Raw genomic sequence first — 21,630 nt, 5'->3', positions numbered from 1 at the left:
GTGATAGCAAGACCTTTGAGCATGATGGCCTCTAAGCTGAATAGGTAAAGTGGAGGGATGCGATTTCGAGTTGCCGCACTGGCTACCGAGCGAAATGTGCTTCGAGCTTGTCGTGGATCTCGCGCGGGACGCCTTGCTAGGCTTGAACGCTGATCATCGGGTGAACGCCGAATTGCGCTTGCAACTGGTCGAGTGGCACCGTCGCAACCCACTCGGCATGCTTGCTGAGCGCGTCCATGACGAACGGCTGGGCAAGCGCGCCATATCGTGAAAAAGTCATGATGTCGGTGAGACATTCGAGATTTGTCATGGCCGGTCGGGTCAGGTGGAAATAAGGAAGCGCCGAGAACCGAGTTTCGAGATGGCGTATTGCTGTTCGAGCGAGGGGTGATCGGCCAGTAGCCGCTCCAGATCGATCGATGACGAATCCTTGCTGCGCTTGAACGAGACCGAACCGGTTTCGAACAGGGCGCGCGTGGCATCACCCATGGCTTCCTGGATTGCTTGCTTGAACTGCGCCTCGAGCTGCTGGCGCGTCTCGATCTCGGTCCGTACGGCGACCAGATCGGCAAACACGGAAGACAGGTGACGATCACCGCTGAAATCGATCGTTTCGCCGTTGCCGGGATACAGATGGCGTAGGGCGCGGTCGGCCGACTCCGATCCGTCGGCGGGCGGTGGCGTATCGCTCTCCACGAAACGCCAGAAACGGGCTTCGAGTTCGACCAGCCGCTTGATCAATGCCTCGTCCCGTTCGATCCGATGAACTTCCAGTGCCTGGCCGCACAACAGGACGGCGACGTGTGCAGCAGATTTGCCTGTTACTGCAAGCTGATGCTGAACCTGAATTTGTACGTACTCGGGCACGCCTTCCCGCCAGAGCCGGGCCCCGAACTCTCCCGCTGTCTTACATTCGAGAATCTGGACGTCGGGCACGCCAACGATCTCCCGGTCGAGGTTGGCGAGCATGAAAGGGATCGTCGGATGACGCAGCACGGCATTGACGCGTCGAACCCGATTGCCGGTCTGCTTCGTGTAGGACGCGGCAACAATGGGTTCGAGCAGCGTGCCCCAGTAGGTCGGAGAATTCGTGTCGTCCGGATCGGGCCCGGGTAGACCGTCCGCGCGACCGGTCTTGTCGAGCCACAGCTCGAGCGGACTCATATAGGGATTCAATCCGACGGCGGCGGCGGCGTCCGATCCGCCAATGCCGGTGCGTCGAACTGCGAGCCAGTCCTCGCGCGATAGCTCGTCCGTTCGGACGAGCTTTAATGCAGGTCGTCGCGATCGGACGCGACTGGATGGAATGCTCATAAAACCTCCAGAAACAGAACGGCCCGGCAGGCGAACCTGACCGGGCCGAGATGAGTGAATACGGGACGAGTGCTAGACGACGAGTTTGAGCGCTTCGTCCCAGGCCTTTTGCTTGATGAGCGCGCCTTGCCCGAACCATGCGGCATCGCGACGATGGTCGTCGCTGCGGGCGCGGCGATGATGATCGACATACTCGGTGATGCTGTTGAGCAACCCCCACGCCGTACCGGACGCGGAGGGCAACTGCGCGCCTTTGCCACGCCCGGCATAGAGTTCGCCGACCGCACGGACCGCGCGCTCGTTGACGGTCATCCCGTCGCGCTCGCCGGGATTCGTAACGGTGTAGGTCAACACCCGCCGGAAGAAGGCGTCGGCAGCCGAATCGGTTACCTTGCGTTCGGCCATTGCCTTGGTGCGGACCATGAATGCATCCCACGACGACACTGCGATACCGAGCTGACGTTTTACCGCGGCTGCATCGAACTGGGAGCGGTGCGGCACCTTGACGACGCCCGTGCCGTCACCGAGTGCGATTGCCAGCGTGTTGTTGCAGACGACCCGGACCGATGTGAACTGCGCGGTCGTGGCAAGCGTGCCGTCGCACGCGGTGGCTAGCAGCAGGTAGCCCTTGACGTGATCCTTGCCCTTGAGCGAGCCCGACTGGCCGGTTTTGGCGAGTGCCCAGAACTTGCGACCTTCCTTGAGCACGCCCGCCGTTTCGAGCTCGAAACCGCCGACTTCCGTCAGATCCCGATAGAACTCCAGGATCTCGCGGGGCTGGACGACCTGGTAGCGTGCGGAGACGACGGACAACGGGGCCTTGGTGTCCGACCGATAAAGCACTTTCTGGTCGGGAAAGGCGTGGATCGAGCCGATGCCGGAGGAGCCGGAAACGTAGCGGACTTCGGACGATTCGATCGTCCAGTTCATGCCGGCGTGATCGGCCCAGACTTCGATGGGTTGTTGGGGGGCGAGTTTGTTGCCGAGACCGTGCCACGGCTCTTGGCCGACGTAAGCCATGGTTTGGACGAGGTGCATGCTGAACTCCGTGGAAATAGAGAAGGCGTAACGCCTGGTGAGGGCCAGGCAGTCGTGGAATGGAAAGGGAGGGACGAAAGAGCCGGAGCGGCTGGATAAGAACGGCGATTGCGAAGATCAGTCGGGCTGCGTGCTGAAGGTGTGACCGCACGACATGCACCGATAGTTATCGAGGACGTTCTCGTCGATGGCTGCGCCGACAGCAGATCCGGCAGCGCAGCCGGCCGCGCTGCCAAGTAGGCCAGCGATTACAGCTCCGGCGAGGCCACCGAAAACCGAGCCGAGTGGTCCGCCAATCGCGCCGACGGCGGCGCCAGCCTCGGCGCCGGAAAATGCCATGGCCATACCGCTCGTCGCACCCGCGACGCTACCGATCGTGCTGCCGGCTTTGCGACCGATGTTCAGCGTGTCGACGCGCGATGAGTTGCAGTGCGGGCAACGTTGTGCAGCATCGCTCGATGCCGACGTTGCCAAGTCATGGGCATTCGGCGGCGCGTAGGAGAAGAAGTCGGCATCGGCCGCGGATCGTTGATCGGGCCGATGAAAAGAGGGCGGTTCGTCGAGTCCGAATGGATCCGCATCGTCGAACGTGAAGTGATTGCGCGACCGATAGCGTGTCTCGAGACGAGGTGCGTGTCGTGACGCCCACTCGTTTGCCCGGATCGCATGCAAAGCATGGTCAGGGTAGGGTGCCTGAGCTTCCCATTCGTCATCCGCAGCGTATCGCGGTGGTGAAGCTGCGAGCGCAGGCGCCACAGAACTGGCTGGGGGTGTGGTCGGCGGCATTGGTTTGGAACGTTGTCGCCAGACGATCAGGATAACGACCACAACGAGCGCAAATGCCGTTGCGATCGTAACGATATGAAGATTGCTGGGGTACATGAAACCTCCGAGCGAAGTGCGCCCCGGCGGGATTGCCGAAGCGGAGCGGCCGTAGGTAGCCATGCTCGTGGAGGTGATATGTCATTGAAAAAATCTGGATTAGGCTTCCACGAGATCAGTAGACTTGTACTGCAGATCGAAAGGACAAATGTCAACGAGAGTTTCCCTTGTCTCAGGACATAAATTTGCTTTCATTTGACCTGTTCAAATAAACAGTAGTGTGTCTGGCCGCACGTCTAGGTGTCTTTGAGGTAGGATTGATATGATTCTCGGAAAGGGATCGAGGACACCGCATGTCATTTTTCAGTTTAAGAAATTGACTCGTGCTGCCGATATCTCATGTGATGTCAATAGAACGGTTCTTCGTGAACCAGTCACGGCACTGACGTGTTTCGTGTGACGCGGTGTTCACTTGTACGATCCTGCCGTTCCGCTTGATGGTGAGTAATCGGCAGTGTGAGCGAAGCAAAGGGAAATCCATGATGCAAAGGTTCTCCGCCGAGTAGATTGGTAGACTGTTTAACCAAGCACCGGACATCACACATCATCGCGCTATGTTGGGGTAAGGGAATCGTCGCAGAAGCGTGGGGATGCATCTAGAGGCCGCGGGGAACTTTGCGGGGAAGATATGTGGATGCGGGGCTAGCAATGACTACGTGTAGCTTCCTCACGAGAAATATAGAACGAAAACATGAATAAAAAGCCATCCGTGTCAGGTAGTGAAGTAGCAAAGCATATCCGTCGCTTAGTCGGTCGGCACTTGGTTGACGAGCGTATCCGACGTCTGACCGTCGACGCTGGTGACGATGTCGAACTTAACGCATATTTCCTCTATCCAGCCTTTCGAAACGGAAAGCCAACCGTCGGGCCGCTCGTTGAGATGCTTATGGGGGAAATTACTGCGTTCTGCATCGCGAAGGAGGAGCGGCGGAAGGCGAAACTCGCTGACAAGAATCTTCCGTATGATTCACCCGCAATGGATAGGCTGGCCCGGAGCGCCAGAAAATTATTCATGAGCGTGCGTCAGAACCATTCAAGGTCGGGAGAGGGGGGCGAGCTGCTTTTATTCGTTCTTATCGAACATTTCTTGAATGCACCGATTGTTCTGTCGAAGATGCGCTTGAAAACAAGTGCAAACATGCCAGTCCACGGAACTGATGGGGTTCATGCATTCTGGGATGATGAAAGAAATACGTTGGTTACTGTTTTCGGAGAGTCAAAATTTCACAAAACATTTGACAGTGCAGTGGCGGATGCAGCTGCTTCGCTCGAAGATTTCGTGAATAACGTTAACGGTCGCTACGATCATGAGCTCTTGTTGACGTCGCATCATATCGATCTTGATGGATTTCCGAGTCGTATAAAGGAACACCTGCTAAAATTCTTGAATCCATTCGAAACAGAAGAGGGAAATCAACGGCTCGAACGCTTCGCAATTCTCTTGGGATTTGATGCTAAGCAATACAATCAAGTGGCTTCGTTGAGGTTGGATGAGGCGGAAGAGAAGTTTAGGCAACTGTACGAATCGGTTGTCAAAGATGCGATCCAGAAGGCGTCCTCGAAGCTTTCGAAAGGAGGTATTGCCTTGGCAAGCGTTGATCTCTTCATGTTCCCGATTCCTTCGGTTGACGATTTTCGGACAAAATTCGAGAGGGCACTCTGTGAGTAACTTCGGAAACTTGTTAGCGGCCCGCGTAGCTCAAACACCACGATTCAAAATTGCATATGAAGCACTTCAGCAAGCGAGTCTTTCCGATGTAATCGGGAAGGAAGTCCATTTAAGCATTGAGACCGTCGGAAAATTGGCTCGGTCAGCACTGATTCTGGCGCAGGCCAGCGATACAAAGAACTGGATGCTCGCTCAGGACATTGCATATGCGCTGGCATCATTGCGACTGACAGCAGAGCAGAGAGAGGTTTGCAGCCATGTCCTTGCAACGCTGGGCAATTTCCCTGCAGCCGATTTTTTGCTTCCAGAAGCAACGAACAAGGCACTTCCGTGGACTCTGCAACTCGATGAAGAACTTCGAAAAGTAGATAATACAATTGAGGTGATGGGGCAGCAGCGGGTGCTCACAGATTTTCAGGCGGACATCTGGCGTGGATTGAAAAGTAACCGCTATCTGAGTGTATCTGCGCCTACGTCAGCAGGAAAATCGTTCGTTCTCCAAGCGTTCATCCTTGATGCGTTAGAGTCGTATGATGGATTTCAAGACATCGTCTACCTTGTCCCAACACGCTCACTGATTCAAGAGGTATCCGCATCACTAGGAAAGTCGCTAGTATCGCTGGGCGACAGTGTGACCGTGTCCAGTGTGCCTGTTATTGATGATGAGCTCAACCATGCCCAATCACGTGTCCTTGTTTTCACTCAGGAACGCCTGAGGACAGCGCTTGATCGGTCTGATCTCGAGCCCGCGATCATCATCGTCGATGAAGCACAGCAGATCGCTGACGACGCGCGCGGTATGCTACTGCTCAACTGTTTGGAGGAGGCAATCCGTCGCTCACCAGACGTCCGGTTGCTTTTTATCACGCCGCATTCGAAATCCGCGGCGTCTATGAATGGGCTTCTCGGTTTGAAGCATCTGCTAGCTATTCAGAGCGATCTAAAGCCAGTAAGGCAGAATCTCATTTATGTTAAATTTCAGGCTAGAGTCAGAGAAATATCTCTAAAATTGCACCGTCCCGGCCTTGAACCACTGGAGATTGGGGCTTACAAGGCAAAACGTAAATTCTCGGCCAAACATAAACGTCTGGTAGACGCCGCGATAGAACTCGGTGGGGGTGGACAAAGCCTCGTATATGCCGGAGGAGCGGATTCGGCGGAGCGGATCGCCTTAGCTATTTCTGGCCATAGAGCGGAGACGGTGACAGCTACTGCTGACCTTGAGATTCTGTCTGAATTTGTCGCTGAGCATGTGCATCCAGAGTATGCGCTCGTGAAGTCGGTCTTGAGTGGGGTTGGATATCACTATGGCCATATGCCGTCTGCCATTTCCTCCGCAGTCGAGCAATATTTTCGCGAAAACAAACTCCCATACCTGGTTTGTACGTCGACTTTGTTGCAAGGTGTCAACCTGCCGGCTCGAAATATCTTCCTGCACAAGCCAACCAAGGGAAAGGGAAAGCCAATCAACGGAATTGATTTCTGGAACCTTGCCGGCAGAGCCGGACGTATGCAGAAGGATACGCATGGAAACGTCTTTTTGATCGAGTACGAGGATTGGGAATCACGGCCTGTCGAAGAGAGCGAGCGACGAGAGGTTGTGTCTTCGTTATCTCATGCCCTAAAATCCAGGCAAAGCGAGATCGTGGATTATGCGCGTGATTCGAATCATCCATCTGGCGATGAGGACTATCAGTTTGTTGAGAGTGTTTTTTGCAGACTTTTTATCGACGCAAAACTAGGTCGCTTCGATGAGACGATTAAGCGAGCAACATTCGGCGATGGCGCACTAGACGTTAGTGAAGTGAAGCGGGTAATCTTTGAAAAACTTGATCGGGTGACTCTTCCGATTGAGGTCATCTCCAAGAACAATTTGATCTCTCCTATCCGTCAGCAGGCATTATTTGATTTTTTTGATGATTCATTGAGGCGTGGTCGATATCGTCATCTTATTCCTCATCATCCTTTGAGGGAAGGCGCAAAAGAGCGTATCACTGAGATTATGCGTTTTTCGCGAATACATCTCGAAGGTGTGGATAACAAGCTAGAGAATTTTTTTGGGTGGTTTTCCCTTCTTTGGATGAATGGGACAGGATTAAAAAACATCATCCAAATGCAGATCGATCACGAGATCAAGAAAAAAGATGGTGATGATGGAAAGCCTGTTAATTCTGGAAAAATAATTCGTGAAACACTGAAAAGCATCGATAAATTTTTGAGATTTCACTACGTAAAATATTTGGGGTGTTATATCAATATACTCCAGTATGCACTTGCCCAACGAGGAATCGATGCGGCGTCGGAAATTCCGCCCATTCCACTTTTCCTTGAGCTGGGTGCATCTAACCCTGTCATGATTCAGGCGATGAGTCTCGGTTTGTCGCGAGTGGCGGCGAAGGAGCTTAGTCGTCTATTTCCGTCGGCCCACCGGGCACCCCAATCTGCGGCAGCACTGCGGCACCGGTTGCGTTCTATGAACAAAGAGCTTCAGACACTGCCGCGCCTTGTTCTCGCAGAGCTTCAGAAGTTCGGTCTCTACCGAGCTTAAGATGCGTGACATCCTGCCTAGTAAGTGACGGTAGCTACGGTTCCTTAGACGTTTGTGGATGTCGAGAATCTTAATCGGGATTGCGTGCATGGCTGCCAGGAACAGAGTCCTAGCATTGCTCTATCTTCTGTACTAGAAAAAGGCTGCATATGGCTGAATCGATGCACACGTGTCCTCCGCCCACCGGCGCCTTGGATCAATGGCTCGAACCCTATGGGACCGTGGAAAAAAACTACGGGCACCTGCTTCTGGAGCAGAAAGGGGGCATCGACCAAGACCTCATTGACGCGCTGCGGCCGTACTTCGAGTCCGCTCATCTCGATGCGCGCGAATATTTCCACGCGCAGATCGGGATTTCGCTCCATCCGGACGCAGCGGGTGGGCCGCTTCCAGTCAACTATCCAAACTGCTTACCCCTGAAAGCCCATCGCGGCCTTTTTGGCGAAGTGGTTGCCGGTTTGGTCACGGAGGCCTATCAAAGCGAGTTCGTTGGCGGTCACATCTGGTGCGTGCCGATCTTTCTGTTCCGCGAGCATGACGACGTCGAGAAGTACCTGTGGGCGCTCCGATTTGATCCGACTCGCACACGCGAGATCTATGGCCGTCATGGTTCTGACTTCATCGGCATTTCCCTCAACGCTCAGGGCGAGGTCGTACGCGTGATTGCTGGTGAGGCCAAATGGCGCACGTCACTGACTGCTTCCGTTGTAGAAAGCTTGCTCTTCGGTCCGAAGGAGAAAGACGAAGACACGGGCGAAAAGGTACACAACGGACGAGGCATCTGGTTCGAGGTGAACCGGGATACACCAATCCCGCACGGCTTGCGACAGTTGCAAAAACTGTTGGAGCACCGAGACCCCGATGGGTATGCCAATGCCATCTTGTCGATCGATCGCGCGGTGCTCGGCCAGGGCCCATTGCCGGGTCGAACGAACTTGGTGCTTATTGTTGGGAATGGGGCGAAACGACGCGAGGCTTTGACTTGCCTGATTCCTTGGGAAGAGGTGCCGCAAGACTACATGGCACCTCATGACCTCCAGGTTGTGGAGATCATCCTCGAGGGCGGTGATGAGCTTATCGATGAACTCTACGCCACCCTGTGGCAGGACGCCTGATGCCAGAACGAGACCAAGACCGACTCGAGGCCGCAGAGCGCGTACGACGCGAACTCGCCATCGAGAACCAACTGAGCCGGACTCAAGCAAAAAATTACGTCCGTTGCCTGCAAGCGAGCTGGCAGGTGCCGGCCATCCTGTGGACCGAGCGCGATTCCGCAGGTCAGCTTGCTGACGCGCGCCGGCTTTTGCACGCGGCGCACATCTTCCGCTCCATTGAAGGTCAGACGTCACTGCGTGCGATTGACTGTTATCGCCGAACCGGCGAAATCCTAGAGTGGCTTTCGCGCGCGGCTGACAACGTCCGGAGCGTGGTTCCGATCGAGCTGTTGGCCGCAGGGGCTTATCAGCTAGGGGGGCTGCCGGCAATGGCATCCGGGCTATTGTCACAAGTTAGTGCGGACTACCACGGCGTTCGGTTATACGGTGCATTTCTAAGAGCGGACTTCGATAGTGTATTGCGCAGCGCTGCTGCGTTCTGGAGCCGTAACCCCAATCTTACGTCCGCCGACGCCAGTGCGATGCTGTTCGCTGCCATGCGGGGTGAGGTGGCTAACGGTGAAGCGCCCCCAACGGTTGCCTGGGCCTTCAGCGTAGAGTTGGTTAGAAGTCTCGGGCTGATCGCTGACTGTCTCCGCCGAGGAGATGACGAGCGCCTTGCTGTCGCGATGGACAAGCTCCACGCGCTCGATGCCATGGCGACCCGCACATTCAGTGACGATGCTTCGATGGTTATTGCAATCATGCGGGCTGTCGCCGACAGTTTCGTCGAGGCTACTATCTATCGACCGCTACGGGCGCTCAGCGCCCTGCGGCCTGAGAGGAGTTCACGGCTTCTAGCTTACGCTCGTGACCAATTCAGCCGTGGCCGCGGTATCCTCTGGACCTCCCAACAGCGTGGCATTCAACGCCTCCTCGAAGAAAGCTCCTTCGCGCTTTGTACACCCACGGGCTCAGGGAAGACGTTGGTTGCGAACCTCGCCCTCATCAAGGAACTACTGCTGCGGGAGCATGGCAACTTGCTCGGACCATTGGCGCTCTATATCGTGCCCTCCCGGGCCCTTGCCGGTGAAGTTGAGGCAAAGTTGACCTCAGAACTTGGTCGAGACATCAGGGTCACTGGTCTCTATGGTGGCGCGGATTGGGGGATCACCGACTTTTGGCTTACCAGTGAAAGTCCCGTCGTGCTGATCGTCACCGTCGAGAAGGCGGAGGCGCTAATGCGCTACCTTGGGCACATGCTGTTGGCCCGTTTGAGTCTCCTCATTATCGACGAGGCGCATCAAGTGGTCCCGGAGGCGAACAAGGCCACATTGCTGAGCTTTTCCGACCATAGCAATCGATCGCTCCGCCTCGAAGGGCTTGTGTCTCGTATACTTTTGCAGCGCCCAGACGTCGTTCGGATCGCACTCACGGCTGTAGCTGGTGGCGCCGCGGTTCCCGTCGCGCGTTGGGTCGAAGGTCGGCTCGACGCCAATCCGGTGGGTGGGCGTTACCGCAGTACACGCCAGATCATCGGCGTACTTGAAACTGCACCCAATGCCCAAGGGCGGATATTGCTCGACCTGATGAACGGGTTGCCCCTGTACCTGCGTGGCGAGGAGGATCCGGTCTATCTCCGCCTGCAGATTGGTGCTATGCCGCAGCTACCTGCATCGTGGCGAAATAGCCTCAATCGCTTCAATTGCCTGAGTGTCCTTTGGACCGCCTTGCACCTCGCCGACGACGATCAACGTGTCCTCATCTCGGTAGCGCAAGAGCCTGAACAGACGATGCGGTGGTACAAGGAAGCTCTCGAGCGGGCGGACTGGAGGGGCGTGGTGCGGTTTCAACCGCCCGAAGGTTCGCTCCGGGTACGCTTCGATGAGGCTCGGGCGGCCTGTTTAGACTACTGTGGCGCCGACTCGTATGAACTCTTCCTGCTTGATCATGGCATCGCCACCAGTCACGGACAAATGCCGCAGCGCTTGCGTCGCCTTATGGTCGAGCTCATCGATCGGAAAGTCTGTCCGATCACTGTTGCCACTGCGACTCTCACCGAAGGGGTCAATCTACCTTTCGATCTCATTTTTTTAACATCACTCAAGCGTCGGTCCTGGGATCCAGTCGAGGAGCAGCAAGTAGTCGCACCGCTCACCACCGCGGAGTTTCGGAACCTCGCGGGCCGCGCCGGGCGTCCCGGCGCGGCCCGCGGCATCGAAGGCATGACCCTTATCGCACTTCCGACTCAGATTTCCACGACAGCTGCAGCAGGAAGGGCGACCCAACGCCGGCAGCGTGCGGAATTGCATGAGGATTATGACCGGTTGCGCGCATCTTTGGTAATCGAGGAAAGGGATGCCGACGAGGTGCACAGCCCACTCGCACTCCTGCTTAACAGTATTAGGGATCAGGCCCACCGACTTCTAAGTGTTGTGCCGGCCGTATTCCTCAACTGGCTCGAGGCGACAGCGCCGACGGTCGTCAGTCCGGAGGCAGGTAGAGGCGAGAGCAGCGGCGAAGCTAGGTTGGCTGACGCAATGGATGAATTGGATACGATTCTGCTCACCTCGCTCGAAGAGATTGCGCGTATCGATGATGAAACCATGACGCGTGCCCGTGCTGAAGCGAAGCTCGAGGCGCTTTGGCGAACGACTTTCAGCGCGGTGGCGACCGCGCAGGAGGCTTGGCTGGAACATGCGTTCGTGCGCCGAGGCGCCGGCATCATTGAACACATTTATCCGGATCCGGATGAACGCCGCCGCCTTTATCAGTATGGCCTGCCGCCGGTGGTTGGTCGGCGTTTTAGGGCGGCAGCGCGACAAATGCGTGAGCTGCTCACCGCAGCGGATGGATACGGCTCAGCCGACCCAACGGCGAGAATCGACCTATTCGAAGCGCTAGGGAACTTGGTTTCTGGGGACCGCGGATTTGGCTTTCGAGTCCGTCGTACCGACACTGACGAGGCACTTTTGGAACGGTGGCGTGATGTACTTGGCTGGTGGATGAACGAGCCAGGCGTTGAGGGCCCATCCCCCAGCGAGCTTCGGGCTTGGCAGCGCTTCGTCTCCGACAACCTAGAGTTCCGCCTGGGCGTAGCTATCGGAGCGGTCGTCGCGGAGGCATGGAGCGATGGTGCAGAGGACGAGCTGACGCTGCCAAGCCTGGCAGATTGGAAGATCACTACTGGCCTTCCCTGGATAGGGTTCTGGGCGCGCGAGCTGTTGCGATGGGGCACACATGATCCATTTGTGGCTTTCTGCTTAGCGCAAGGCCTAGCCCCGACGCGTGAGGCGGCCAGTGCGAGGCGCGGGGAATTCGACGTCTGGTTAAACGAGGCACAGGGCAATCCTACGAGCGAGGACCGAATTCACCCGCAATTGTTCCTGCGCTGGCAGGAGTCTCTAGCGCATGCCGAGGATGCCGCCGCCGCCGCGCCCCAGATACGGGCTGCGCTGACCGGCACGACCGGTGCGCGCGGGCGCTATGCCGTTATCCCGGTACAGCGGGGCGACAGGACAGCTTGGCTTGACCCAGCTGGATTCGAGCTTGCGATTAGCCACCCCGTGGCGCGAGTTGGAACGCGAGCTTCCCGCAATGATTTCGAGTTGATCACTGGCGGTGCCGAACCGACGGTGAGGCGCTTGTTCAGACCTACCTGAGGCGGACGCTGGATTGGTTGGATTTATGGGTGTTGACCACCACATAGTGGCAATGGATCCACATTCGTGGATCTTTGTGGTCCGCGATCTTTGTCAGTTCGTCCGTGGGATGATCGACGCTAAGCGCGAGGCCGCCTGTCGTGAAAGCAAAGGTATGCCAAGAACTTGTCATCTGGTTTCAGCTTGATCGCTCTGTATTTAGCGACGATACAGGCACGACACGGGTGTTTCTATTCCTTGTCGGCCGATTAACAAGTCAGTGAGATCCGTCAACTACCATCGTACTTGTGAGTACGCATGGTGTTGTGGATGTGCGACGTTCGATTGAGGCAGCGAATGCGAATTGGATAGTATCGCCTGCTAGATCTCGAGTTCATTGCAGTGGCGCGAGTGTAGGGGCAACTTTGGGGGCAACTATTTCCTCGTAGGGCGAGAATGCTTTTCTGATAACGGATTGGCGGTCATATTTGAACCCCGCCGGGGCTCGCACGAGATTGCCGGCTGGCGGTGACATGGCAGAGTTCGACGTCACGACATACACCGTGACGAACGCGAGTGGCCTGTGAGATAGCGCTGATTTGATTAAACGCGCGGCGGCATATGACCGCGATCCAGTCGCCGATGGATCAACGATACCAGGGTCAGCAGGTCTTCCGCGTCGGCTTTTGTCATCAGCCAATGGATTCTCGCCTCGTGGGCCGACGGGTTGCGAAACATGCTAAATGCACCCTTGATCAGGCTTGCGAGGCCACTTTGTTCGCTGCGCTCACTCGATGTCTTGCGAGCATTGATGGCCAGAAGAGGCAGATCGCCGCCAAGTGCTCGATCGACCAGTGTTGAGCCATCATCCGTCAGCCCCGTCTTTTGACGTATTTTATCGGCGACGCTTTTGACGGCTTCTTGAACCGCATGGAAATAGTCGTCAACAAGTAGTTCCTCGCTGCAGAAGCGCAAGACGTCCGGGTGTACGTTGCGGATTTCGAGATCCGATCGGAGTTCGCGTGCCCGTTTCTCAGCCTCGGATAGCGTGGTGGCAGGTTCGACTTCTTGAAGCTCACCAGCGTCAGTCACCTTGAGCCCGGCGAACGAAAGTGCTCGGTTGACGTTTGCTCGCATAGGCTCGTAACGATGGGGCTCGCGGCTGTGCCGCGCGGGATTCATCGCTTTGCGAATGAATCCCAGGATCCGCGTTCGTTCTTGCCGCTCATTCTGGCTTTGGGCAAAGGCGTTATAGATCCTGGTGCGCTTGTTGGGCGGATTGGTTGGTTCGCTCATTTGGCATGACTGGATCAGGTAGCCTATCTCCGTGCCGGTGAGACCCTCTGTCGTATCGCCGAGTGCATCGGCAATGGCTTCGAGTTGCCCTTGTGTGAACATGGCCATGCTGTTTTTCCTGCTTTTTTCTGTCGAGCGGTTGAGGCGCTGATAGGCAGCAAGGCTAACAGTGAAACCTGTCCTTGATAACGTTGTTGTAGTAACTACCCATCGAGGGCGCGCTCATTAATCCCCTGTAGACATCAGCTGGAACTCGACAGAAATCGTAACTATGCCCTTGCGTGAAAAGTATTCTCATGCGCATGCTGCCCTGGTCGTAGCCCACTGCGCGAATAGCGCTTGATCTCACTGGAATCATTTCCATTGCTACCCCCGACTTTCGGTGGGGCTGTATGGGCCCCGATCTGTTTTGCTATCGGGGGTAGCATACTTCATCTCCCGTTTTCGGATGGCTCGAACCTGATCTGCGCCTGTTCCAAGATCCAGCACTCGATTTTGTCATGCCACATGCGAAGAAGGTCCAGGGGTCGTCGCCGATAATGCTTCTCGGCGATCGCAGACGGTTTGTGTCCTTGAATCTGGGCAACGACGCCGACCGGAACTTCGACCCATTCCGAGAGCGTACCGAAGGACCGCCGCAAACCGTGCAGTGTTACGTGAGGCAGTTCGGCTGAAGCCAATGCCTTGACATGTGCGTCGCGGGGATCCGCGATCTTGCCGTCTTCGGACCTCTTGCTCGCGAATACCCATTCGGACGGCTTCCAGTCCTTTCCCTGTTTGGCGAGGCGTGCCGCCTGCCTTTTGTTAGGTGGACTTTCGCTCGAGCGTTTCAGTTCGAGCAGGAGGCTGGCCAAGTATGGAGTGAGGGGGATGATGCGGCCACCGGTTCCCTCGATCTTGTCGTCGAGCTGGAGGCTTCGCCAACGGAAGTCGACATCCTCCCAGCGCAACGCAGCCCATTCCTCACGTCGGGCACCTGTGATCAGCAAGCCTTGCAGGTAGGTGCTCCGAATTGGATTTTCGATCTTTCGAACCTCCTGAAACCAAGCATGGAGCTGTTCGCGTTGTAACGAATCACCTTCCTTGGGCTTTACCCGAGGAATGACGTCACGGACCTCTCGCATCTTGTAGACGCCGGATGGGGTAATCCCTTGGTACGGAGGGGTGTCTTCCGCCCAACGAATGAATCCTCTCAACAACCTGAACGAATGTGCTGTCACCGTGGGGCGATGTGCGGACTGCGAGGTCAACCAATTTGAGATCCGGTTGCTGGTCAATTCGGACATTTTCAGCGGGCGAAGCTCAGCTAGTGCACCAGGGCGCGTTGTTCCTCTTCCGCGTTTTTTGGGGAGCCCACCCACCTGGGAGTGTTGCAGATGGTCGCTATAGCTCCGCTCGCTCCAAAACGGCTTCCGAACTTCCACGTACTGGTCCCAGGCTTCGCTGAAAGTCACGTCTCGACGTCGCGCTTCAACTTGTCGGGCTTCGTGGGCAGCTTGCTGTTCCGCCCGCAATTCGCGCGGATCTTTACCGTCGTCGACCAACGTCTTGAGCCGGGCGGCTTCGGTGCGTGCCCGGCCCAAATCCCAGGTCCGGATATTCCCGATGGTTAGGCGAACCGTTTTGCCGAACAGACGTGACTCGAAGATGTAGGATCGTGCGCCTGCGGCCGTGACGCGAAGTCCGAGGCCGGGAGCTTTCGCATCCCAATAGATCGTTTGCTGCTTGCCGGGCTCGCACTCGAATCCCTCGACTCGGGCGACCGTGAAGTTTTGCTTGGTCATTTACCGTCCATGTAGGCGTCGTGTAGGCAAATGCTACGGAAATCGATCCATGTCAGTCAATCTAAAAATTCGAGAATTTCCCGCAGAATCCTTGTGGGATAGGCTTCTTGGAGCATGCGTCGACATCGATCTATCCCGAGGAATTTATAAACACTCGGATTCCGGATCCGGATGTTTGATGCTTGGTTGTTCTTATAAAATCAATTGGTTCAATGATTTATGGCTGATTTCCATTGAACAAGGCCGGGTGTGCGTTGTGTCATGCCAAAACGCACGACTCGCGGGCACGCCCGATTCACGGCCATCAAGACAGGCTTTGCCCTTCCTTGCGCAAAGACCCCGTCAGGTGACGCAATTCGTCCAGCAGCTTGACGGCGGGCGCGGGTAGCGTGCCTCGCCGGCGCCGGAATGCCGTCAGGGTGCGTTGCGCATCCAGGCCTTCGATATCCAGGGCGTCGATGACGCCCGCTTTGCTTTCGGTGTCGTACATCGGTTCGGCCATCCACGAGACAAAGCCACATCGCGCTACGAGGCTTTTGAGCACGGTGACCGAACGGGTCTCGACCGCGATGGCCGGCATTGGCAGGCCGCGGGCCCTGAAGGTTTCCTGCATGTGGGCATAAGGTCCGGTTCCCTTGGGCGTGAGTGCCCACCGTTGTGTCAATGTGTCGTCGAGTCGAAGGCCGCGCTTCGCCCGCAACGGATGATCGAGTGCCGCGACCACGAAACTCCTGTCGGTCCATGAACAATCGGAGATCGCAGCGACATCCTCGGTTTCGATTCCCGATGTGCAAAGCGCCAGGTCGATTTCATAAGCGAGCAGGCCCTCGACGAGACGATCCCACACGCCTTCGATCACCTCGACGCGCAGATTGGGCCATTTCTCCAGCACACACGCGATGGCCATCGGCAAGACGAGGCTCGCTATGCTGCCCACCGCGCCGACCTTGATCACGCCTTTCGCCAGGCCGCGCATCGCGTCCAGTTCCTCGCGCGCCTGTTCGGCTTCCCTTTGCAGCGAGATCGCATGCGGCATCAATGCTTCGCCCAGCGCGGTCAGCTGCATCCCCTTGGTGTGACGCTCGAAAAGCGCCCCCCCGACGGACTCCTCGAGCCGCTTGATCGATCTGCTCAGCGCCGGCTGGGTCATGTTCAGCATGGCCGCGGCTCGTCCCAGGCTACCTGCGGAGACGATCGTGGTGAACATCATCAACTGCTGCAGATTGAAACTCATCGTGTCGAACCAGATTGAAAGAGGGGAAGGGGCGAACGAGATTCCGGGGCGCCCGGCGCCAGCTAGGGGTCTTCCCTGCAAGGGCTCGCGGTGCCCGCTCATTGCGGCCACCGCCGAGCCCCCGATGACGGCGAACAGCCTTTTCCGACAAGGCATCCGGGCGGAATTGGCCGATCCGGCATTCCGATAGACGCATGCCAAAATGTAATGACTTTGAGCTTTTTTGGCAATTTTCAAACAGGGTGCCGAATCCCATACTGCGGCTCATCCCATCACCGCCAGCCTGAGTGGCGAACCGCAGAGGATTCGAGATGCAACGAAATACAAGTGGGCAGCCGACCGTTCGCGATGCCGTCGTGGACTTGATGCGGCGCCTCGAATTGACGTCCGTGTTTGCCAATCCCGGCTCGACCGAGCTACCGATGTTCCGCGACTTCCCGCAGGACTTCCGGTACGTGCTCGGATTGCAGGAAGCAGTGGTGGTCGGTATGGCGGACGGGTATGCCCAAGCCACCGGCAATGCCGCGCTGGTCAACCTGCATTCGGCAGCCGGTGTCGGTAACGCGATGGGCAACGTCTTCACGGCTTTCAAGAACCGGACGCCCCTGATCATCACGGCCGGCCAGCAGGCCCGTTCGATTCTGCCGTTCGATCCGTTTCTGTCGGCATCGCAAGCCACCGAGCTGCCGCGGCCCTATGTGAAATGGAGCATTGAACCGGCTCGTGCCGCGGATGTTCCGCTGGCCCTCGCCCGTGCTTACCACGTGGCGATGCAGGAGCCGCGTGGTCCGGTGTTCGTGTCCGTTCCGGTCGACGACTGGGATCAGCCGGCCGACTTCGTCGAGGCGACCCGGATCAGCACCCGGTTCCGCCCTGATCCGGTACGGATCGCGGAGATCGGCGACGCGCTGGACGACTGCGAACGGCCGGCCCTCGTCGTCGGCGCGGAACTCGATCGTGCCGATGCGTGGAGCGAGGCCATCCAGCTGGCCGAGCGCCACAACGCGCGGGTTTATGTTGCGCCGATGTCGTCACGCTGCAGCTTCCCTGAAGATCATCGACTTTTCGCCGGCTTCCTGCCGGCGATGCGCGAAAAAATCGTTCGGACGCTGAACGGGCATGACCTGATCTTCGTCGTCGGGGCGCCGGCTTTTGCGTATCACGTCGAAGGCAGTGGCCCGCATGTGCCCGATGGCGCGGCGTTGTACCAGCTCATCGACGATCCGGCTACCGCTGCCTGGACCCCGGTCGGCACGTCGGTGGTGGCGAACATTCGCCTGGGGCTGGTGGACCTGCTCGCCCGGCCGGCACCGCGAGGCCGGCCCCTGCCGGCGCCGCGCGAGGCGGTCGAGCGAGCCGAGCCCACGGCAGTGATGTCGGTCGCTTATGCGCTGCAGACGCTGTCCGAAGTCCGCAACGCAGCCGATATCGTGGTCGAGGAGGCGCCCAGTTCGCGCCCCGTCATGCAACGTTATCTGCCGTTCACGCGCAGTCAGACGTTCTACACGATGGCAAGCGGCGGTCTGGGCTACGGCATGCCCGCCGCGGTGGGCGTCGCCTTGGCCAGACCCGGCAGCCGCGTGATCGGCCTCATCGGCGACGGCTCGGCGATGTATTCGCCGCAAGCGATCTATAGCGCGGTCCAGCTCGATCTTCCAATCACATTCGTGATCCTGAATAACTCGCGCTACGCTGCCTTGCAGGAATTCGCGCCCGTGTTCGGCTTCGCCGCGTCGGATCCGGTACAGGGCACCGACCTGCCAGGGCTGGATTTCGTTTCCCTGGCCAACAGCATGGGGTGCGAAGGCGTTCGAGTGAGCGACGCGCTGTCGCTGAAGCCCGCGCTGGAAGACGCGTTGTCTTCGGGAAAAACACGCGTCGTCGAAATTGTCGTGGCCTGACCGCGAGTCGGTGATTCGGCAGGCCGGTTTTCAAGAATATTCCAGGAGACGGTAATGAATCAGGTAACGATGTTGATCAACGGCGAGCGTGCGATGGCTCGCGATGGCGCGACATTCGAGCGCCGTAACCCGCTCGATGACACGGTTGCCTCTACGGCGCCGGCCGCGACTGTCGCCGATGCACAAGCGGCGGTGCATGCGGCGGCCGCCGCGTTTCCCGCATGGTCGGCGATGGGCCCCGGCGAGCGACGTGCTCTACTGAATCGGGCCGCGGATGCGCTCGAAGAAAAAGGCGACGCTTTCGCGCTGGCAATGGCAACCGAAACGGGCGCGTCCCGCCTGTGGGCGGATTTCAACGTCAAGCTTGCGGCCGACGGGCTGCGCGAAGCGGCCGCGATGATCACGCAGATCTCCGGCGAGGTGATTCCGTCGGACGTGCCGGGCAGTCTTGCGCTCGGCGTGAGGCAGGCCGCCGGCGTCGTGCTCGGGATCGCACCGTGGAACGCGCCCGTCATCCTCGGCGTGCGTGCCATCGCGTTGCCGCTGGCGTGCGGCAATACCGTCGTGCTCAAAGGTTCCGAAACCTGCCCCGCGACCCACGGCCTCATCATCGAAGCGTTACAGGACGCCGGACTGCCACGCGGTGTCGTGAACTTCGTCACGAACGCGCCGGCGAATGCGGGCGACATCGTCGAAGCGATCATTGCCGAACCGACGGTCAGGCGGGTGAACTTCACGGGTTCGACGCGCGTCGGCCGCATCGTCGCGACCCAGTGCGCGAAATATCTGAAGCCTTCGGTACTCGAACTCGGCGGAAAGGCGCCGTTTCTGGTGCTTCACGATGCCGATATCGAAGCGGCGGTTCAAGGCGCGGCATTCGGGGCGTTCGCCAATTCCGGCCAGATCTGCATGTCGACTGAACGCATCGTCGTCGACACGAAGATCGCCGATGAATTCGTCGCGCGACTGGCGGAAAAGGCACGGAGCCTGCCGCTTGGCGATCCGAGAAAGGGGCCGACCGTGCTCGGCTCCGTCGTGGACATGGCGACGGTCAGGAGATGCAACGACCTGATCGACGACGCGCTGGCGAAAGGTGCGACCCTGGTATGCGGAGGGAAATCCGAGACCACGCTCATGCCGGCCACGTTGCTCGATCACGTGACGGCGGACATGCATATCTACCGGGAGGAGTCGTTCGGGCCTGTCAAGGCGATCGTTCGCGTCAATGGCGACGAAGAGGCCATCGCCTGTGCCAACGACAACGAATATGGCCTGTCGGCGGCAGTCTTCAGCCGTGACGTCGCGCGGGCGTTGACGGTCGCGAAGCGTATCGAGTCCGGGCTTTGCCACGTCAATGGCCCGACGGTTCACGACGAGGCGCAGATGCCGTTTGGCGGGATGAAGTCCAGTGGTTTCGGGCATTTCGGCGGCAAGGCCGGGATCGCGGAATTTACGGATTTGCGCTGGATCACCGTGCAAACGACGCCTCGTCACTATCCGTTCTGATCGTTGCCGCGGTCATGGCACGTGTTTCTCACCATGGACGCGATGGGCTTCCGGATGGTGGGCACGAACACAATAACAACCCGATATCGTTGAGACGCCTTCGCTCCTGAAACGACGAGCGACCGGCTTAAGGAGACTGCAATGCCCGTCATCAATTTCGAGTCGTCGCTCGATCGCACCCGGTTCGAGTCCGACCGTCGCGTCGGAAAACGAATTACGCAGGACTGCGATTCAGACTTCGCCGCTCTGGCCGGGAGAGCGAAATGAACGATCGTAATCCACCTCTGCTGACCATAGACATCGGCCGTGCCCTCGATGACGGACCGTTCTCGGCGTTCCAGCGAACGGTCGTCCTGCTCGCCGCGCTTGCGATCGTGATGGATGGCTTCGATGGGCAGCTCATCGGGTTCGCCATTCCCAGCTTGATCAAGGAATGGGGCATCACGCGCAACGCATTTGCGCCCGCCGTTGCGGCCGGCCTCGTCGGCATGGGTATAGGGAGCGCGTTCGCCGGGCTGTTCGCGGACAGGTTCGGTCGGCGCTGGGCAATCATCGGCAGCGTGCTGGTATTCGGCTTGGCGACGAGTTCGATTGCGCTGTCGCCGGACGTGATGACCATTGCCGTCCTGCGCTTCTTCGCGGGACTGGGTATCGGCGGCGCACTGCCGAGCGCGACGACCATGACGGCGGAATTTACGCCGGCTCGCCGGCGGACGCTCGCGGTGACCGCAACCATCGTTTGCGTACCGCTTGGGGGCATGCTTGCGGGGCTATTCGCGAGTGTCGTGCTTCCGCATTACGGCTGGCGCGGGCTCTTTCTGATTGGCGGCACGCTTCCCGTCGCACTGGCGCTCCTGCTGTATTTCGTCATGCCGGAATCGCCGCGTTATCTTGTGCGTCATCAGGAACGCTGGAATGAACTGCGTCACCTGCTGTCCCGCATGTCCCGCTCGATTCAGCCGCACGCCGTATTCGCCGATCAGAAGGAGCAGAAAGCGGGGCAGCGCCCAGGCTTTCGCGCGTTGTTCGCGGACCATCAAGGCCGCGACACGCTCGCAATCTGGGTCGCTTTCTTCATGAACCTCGTCGCGGTCTACAGCGCATTCAGCTGGCTGCCGACGATGCTGGCAGGCGAGGGACTCAGCGCTTCGGTGGCGGGTTCAGGTCTTACCGCCTACAACCTCGGCGGCGTACTGGGCGCAATGGGCTGCGCAGTGGCGATCGGTCGGTTCGGGTCGCGCTGGCCTTTGCTCGTATGTTGCCTGATGGCGTCCGCGAGCGCACTTTTTCTGCGCGGTCTCGACGTCTCTGCCCACACGACGTTGCTCGTGTTCGGAATCGGGTTGCACGGCCTCTTCGTGAATGCGGTTCAGTCGACGATGTATGCCCTTTGCGCGTACGTCTATCCCACCGAGATTCGCGCGACCGGGACCGCATCCGCGCTCGCGTTTGGGCGGCTCGGCGCGATTCTCAGCGCGTTCGCGGGGGCCTTCGTGATCACGCAGGGCGGAGCGTCTGCGTACCTGGGCATGCTGGGTGCCGCGATGGCGATGGTTTTTATCTGCCTGATGATCGTGCGTCGTCATATTCCGCCCATCAAGGGCGCTTGAGATCAGTGTCGAGGGCGACGTTTGTCACGCGCTCCGCGCAGAGCACGTAACGATGTCGCTCATGTTGAACCGAATGACGGAAAACGTCCGACAGTACCTTCAGTTGGAGATAG

At 58.2% G+C, this 21,630-nt stretch carries 16 protein-coding genes; 8 read left to right on the top strand and 8 right to left on the bottom strand.

Annotation, left to right across the window (positions count from 1 at the left end):
* Window positions 1-136: 136 nt before the first annotated feature.
* The 4 genes from ABY44_RS22900 to ABY44_RS22885 all read right to left on the bottom strand — a co-directional run bounded on the left by ABY44_RS22900 (window position 137) and on the right by ABY44_RS22885 (window position 3,234).
* Window positions 137-310, bottom strand: a complete 174-nt coding sequence (locus ABY44_RS22900) for a hypothetical protein (protein WP_185723438.1) — start codon at window positions 308-310, stop codon at window positions 137-139.
* A gap of 11 nt (window positions 311-321) precedes the next feature.
* Window positions 322-1,314, bottom strand: a complete 993-nt coding sequence (locus ABY44_RS22895; RefSeq protein ID WP_060061527.1) for a YqaJ viral recombinase family protein — start codon at window positions 1,312-1,314, stop codon at window positions 322-324.
* 72 nt (window positions 1,315-1,386) lie between these two features.
* Window positions 1,387-2,352 (bottom strand): DUF932 domain-containing protein, encoded by a 966-nt coding sequence (locus tag ABY44_RS22890; protein ID WP_124676057.1) that lies wholly within the window; start codon window positions 2,350-2,352, stop codon window positions 1,387-1,389.
* 117 nt (window positions 2,353-2,469) lie between these two features.
* The gene (locus ABY44_RS22885) at window positions 2,470-3,234 is read right to left on the bottom strand and encodes a hypothetical protein (protein WP_227746305.1); all 765 of its coding nucleotides are present in this window, start codon (window positions 3,232-3,234) and stop codon (window positions 2,470-2,472) included.
* 691 nt (window positions 3,235-3,925) lie between these two features.
* On the opposite strand from ABY44_RS22885, the gene ABY44_RS22880 reads away from it, so the two are divergent.
* The 4 genes from ABY44_RS22880 to ABY44_RS22865 all read left to right on the top strand — a co-directional run bounded on the left by ABY44_RS22880 (window position 3,926) and on the right by ABY44_RS22865 (window position 12,207).
* Window positions 3,926-4,903: a HamA C-terminal domain-containing protein gene (locus ABY44_RS22880; protein WP_125331785.1), complete on the top strand. Its 978-nt coding sequence runs from the start codon at window positions 3,926-3,928 to the stop codon at window positions 4,901-4,903.
* Entirely contained in the window at window positions 4,896-7,451 is a 2,556-nt protein-coding gene (locus ABY44_RS22875; protein ID WP_125331787.1) for a DEAD/DEAH box helicase, read from the top strand. The genes ABY44_RS22880 and ABY44_RS22875 overlap by 8 nt, the downstream gene beginning before the upstream one ends.
* A 149-nt stretch (window positions 7,452-7,600) precedes the next feature.
* The gene (locus ABY44_RS22870) at window positions 7,601-8,566 is read left to right on the top strand and encodes a hypothetical protein (RefSeq protein WP_431642243.1); all 966 of its coding nucleotides are present in this window, start codon (window positions 7,601-7,603) and stop codon (window positions 8,564-8,566) included.
* Window positions 8,566-12,207, top strand: a complete 3,642-nt coding sequence (locus ABY44_RS22865) for a DEAD/DEAH box helicase (RefSeq protein WP_431642240.1) — start codon at window positions 8,566-8,568, stop codon at window positions 12,205-12,207. The genes ABY44_RS22870 and ABY44_RS22865 overlap by 1 nt, the downstream gene beginning before the upstream one ends.
* Before the next feature lie 582 nt (window positions 12,208-12,789).
* Here the strand turns inward: ABY44_RS22865 and ABY44_RS22860 are convergent.
* The 4 genes from ABY44_RS22860 to ABY44_RS22845 form a co-directional block, all read right to left on the bottom strand.
* Window positions 12,790-13,590: a TIGR02391 family protein gene (locus ABY44_RS22860; protein ID WP_431642237.1), complete on the bottom strand. Its 801-nt coding sequence runs from the start codon at window positions 13,588-13,590 to the stop codon at window positions 12,790-12,792.
* A gap of 55 nt (window positions 13,591-13,645) precedes the next feature.
* The gene (locus tag ABY44_RS22855; protein WP_431642254.1) at window positions 13,646-13,840 is read right to left on the bottom strand and encodes a KTSC domain-containing protein; all 195 of its coding nucleotides are present in this window, start codon (window positions 13,838-13,840) and stop codon (window positions 13,646-13,648) included.
* A 73-nt stretch (window positions 13,841-13,913) separates the two neighbouring features.
* Complete coding sequence (locus ABY44_RS22850) at window positions 13,914-15,266, bottom strand: tyrosine-type recombinase/integrase (RefSeq protein ID WP_081075845.1); 1,353 nt, start codon at window positions 15,264-15,266, stop codon at window positions 13,914-13,916.
* Between the two features lie 304 nt (window positions 15,267-15,570).
* Window positions 15,571-16,500, bottom strand: a complete 930-nt coding sequence (locus ABY44_RS22845; RefSeq protein ID WP_060173526.1) for a LysR family transcriptional regulator — start codon at window positions 16,498-16,500, stop codon at window positions 15,571-15,573.
* Between the two features lie 311 nt (window positions 16,501-16,811).
* Here ABY44_RS22845 and mdlC point away from each other — a divergent pair, with 311 nt between their 5' ends.
* From mdlC to ABY44_RS22825, 4 genes are all read left to right on the top strand, one after another.
* Window positions 16,812-18,401, top strand: coding sequence for a benzoylformate decarboxylase (mdlC, locus tag ABY44_RS22840; RefSeq protein ID WP_060173465.1), 1,590 nt, complete (start codon window positions 16,812-16,814; stop codon window positions 18,399-18,401).
* Window positions 18,402-18,455: 54 nt separating this feature from the next.
* Window positions 18,456-19,907, top strand: coding sequence for an aldehyde dehydrogenase (locus tag ABY44_RS22835; RefSeq protein ID WP_060173464.1), 1,452 nt, complete (start codon window positions 18,456-18,458; stop codon window positions 19,905-19,907).
* 141 nt (window positions 19,908-20,048) lie between these two features.
* A complete protein-coding gene (locus ABY44_RS22830) occupies window positions 20,049-20,174 on the top strand; it encodes a hypothetical protein (protein ID WP_269113174.1) in 126 nt (41 codons plus the stop codon).
* Window positions 20,171-21,517, top strand: coding sequence for an MFS transporter (locus tag ABY44_RS22825; RefSeq protein ID WP_431642233.1), 1,347 nt, complete (start codon window positions 20,171-20,173; stop codon window positions 21,515-21,517). The genes ABY44_RS22830 and ABY44_RS22825 overlap by 4 nt, the downstream gene beginning before the upstream one ends.
* The last annotated feature ends 113 nt before the right edge of the window (window positions 21,518-21,630 follow it).

The organism is Burkholderia sp. ZZQ-2, from assembly GCF_050768715.1.
In the GTDB taxonomy this organism is placed as follows: domain Bacteria; phylum Pseudomonadota; class Gammaproteobacteria; order Burkholderiales; family Burkholderiaceae; genus Burkholderia; species Burkholderia cepacia.
The sequence above is the reverse complement of the archived record's forward strand: the minus strand, read 5'-3'. Positions and strand labels throughout refer to the sequence as shown.

Bases quoted from the DNA above. Each gene is read 5' to 3' on its own strand.
- ABY44_RS22870 (WP_431642243.1), top strand. From the start codon at position 7,601: ATGGCTGAATCGATGCACACGTGTCCTCCGCCCACCGGCGCCTTGGAT.
- ABY44_RS22830 (WP_269113174.1), top strand. From the start codon at position 20,049: ATGCCCGTCATCAATTTCGAGTCGTCGCTCGATCGCACCCGGTTCGAG.
- ABY44_RS22825 (WP_431642233.1), top strand. From the start codon at position 20,171: ATGAACGATCGTAATCCACCTCTGCTGACCATAGACATCGGCCGTGCC.
- ABY44_RS22860 (WP_431642237.1), bottom strand. From the start codon at position 13,590: ATGGCCATGTTCACACAAGGGCAACTCGAAGCCATTGCCGATGCACTC.
- ABY44_RS22895 (WP_060061527.1), bottom strand. From the start codon at position 1,314: ATGAGCATTCCATCCAGTCGCGTCCGATCGCGACGACCTGCATTAAAG.
- ABY44_RS22900 (WP_185723438.1), bottom strand. From the start codon at position 310: ATGACAAATCTCGAATGTCTCACCGACATCATGACTTTTTCACGATAT.
- mdlC (WP_060173465.1), top strand. From the start codon at position 16,812: ATGCAACGAAATACAAGTGGGCAGCCGACCGTTCGCGATGCCGTCGTG.
- ABY44_RS22885 (WP_227746305.1), bottom strand. From the start codon at position 3,234: ATGTACCCCAGCAATCTTCATATCGTTACGATCGCAACGGCATTTGCG.
- ABY44_RS22865 (WP_431642240.1), top strand. From the start codon at position 8,566: ATGCCAGAACGAGACCAAGACCGACTCGAGGCCGCAGAGCGCGTACGA.
- ABY44_RS22835 (WP_060173464.1), top strand. From the start codon at position 18,456: ATGAATCAGGTAACGATGTTGATCAACGGCGAGCGTGCGATGGCTCGC.
- ABY44_RS22855 (WP_431642254.1), bottom strand. From the start codon at position 13,840: ATGATTCCAGTGAGATCAAGCGCTATTCGCGCAGTGGGCTACGACCAG.
- ABY44_RS22890 (WP_124676057.1), bottom strand. From the start codon at position 2,352: ATGCACCTCGTCCAAACCATGGCTTACGTCGGCCAAGAGCCGTGGCAC.
- ABY44_RS22880 (WP_125331785.1), top strand. From the start codon at position 3,926: ATGAATAAAAAGCCATCCGTGTCAGGTAGTGAAGTAGCAAAGCATATC.
- ABY44_RS22850 (WP_081075845.1), bottom strand. From the start codon at position 15,266: ATGACCAAGCAAAACTTCACGGTCGCCCGAGTCGAGGGATTCGAGTGC.
- ABY44_RS22845 (WP_060173526.1), bottom strand. From the start codon at position 16,500: ATGAGTTTCAATCTGCAGCAGTTGATGATGTTCACCACGATCGTCTCC.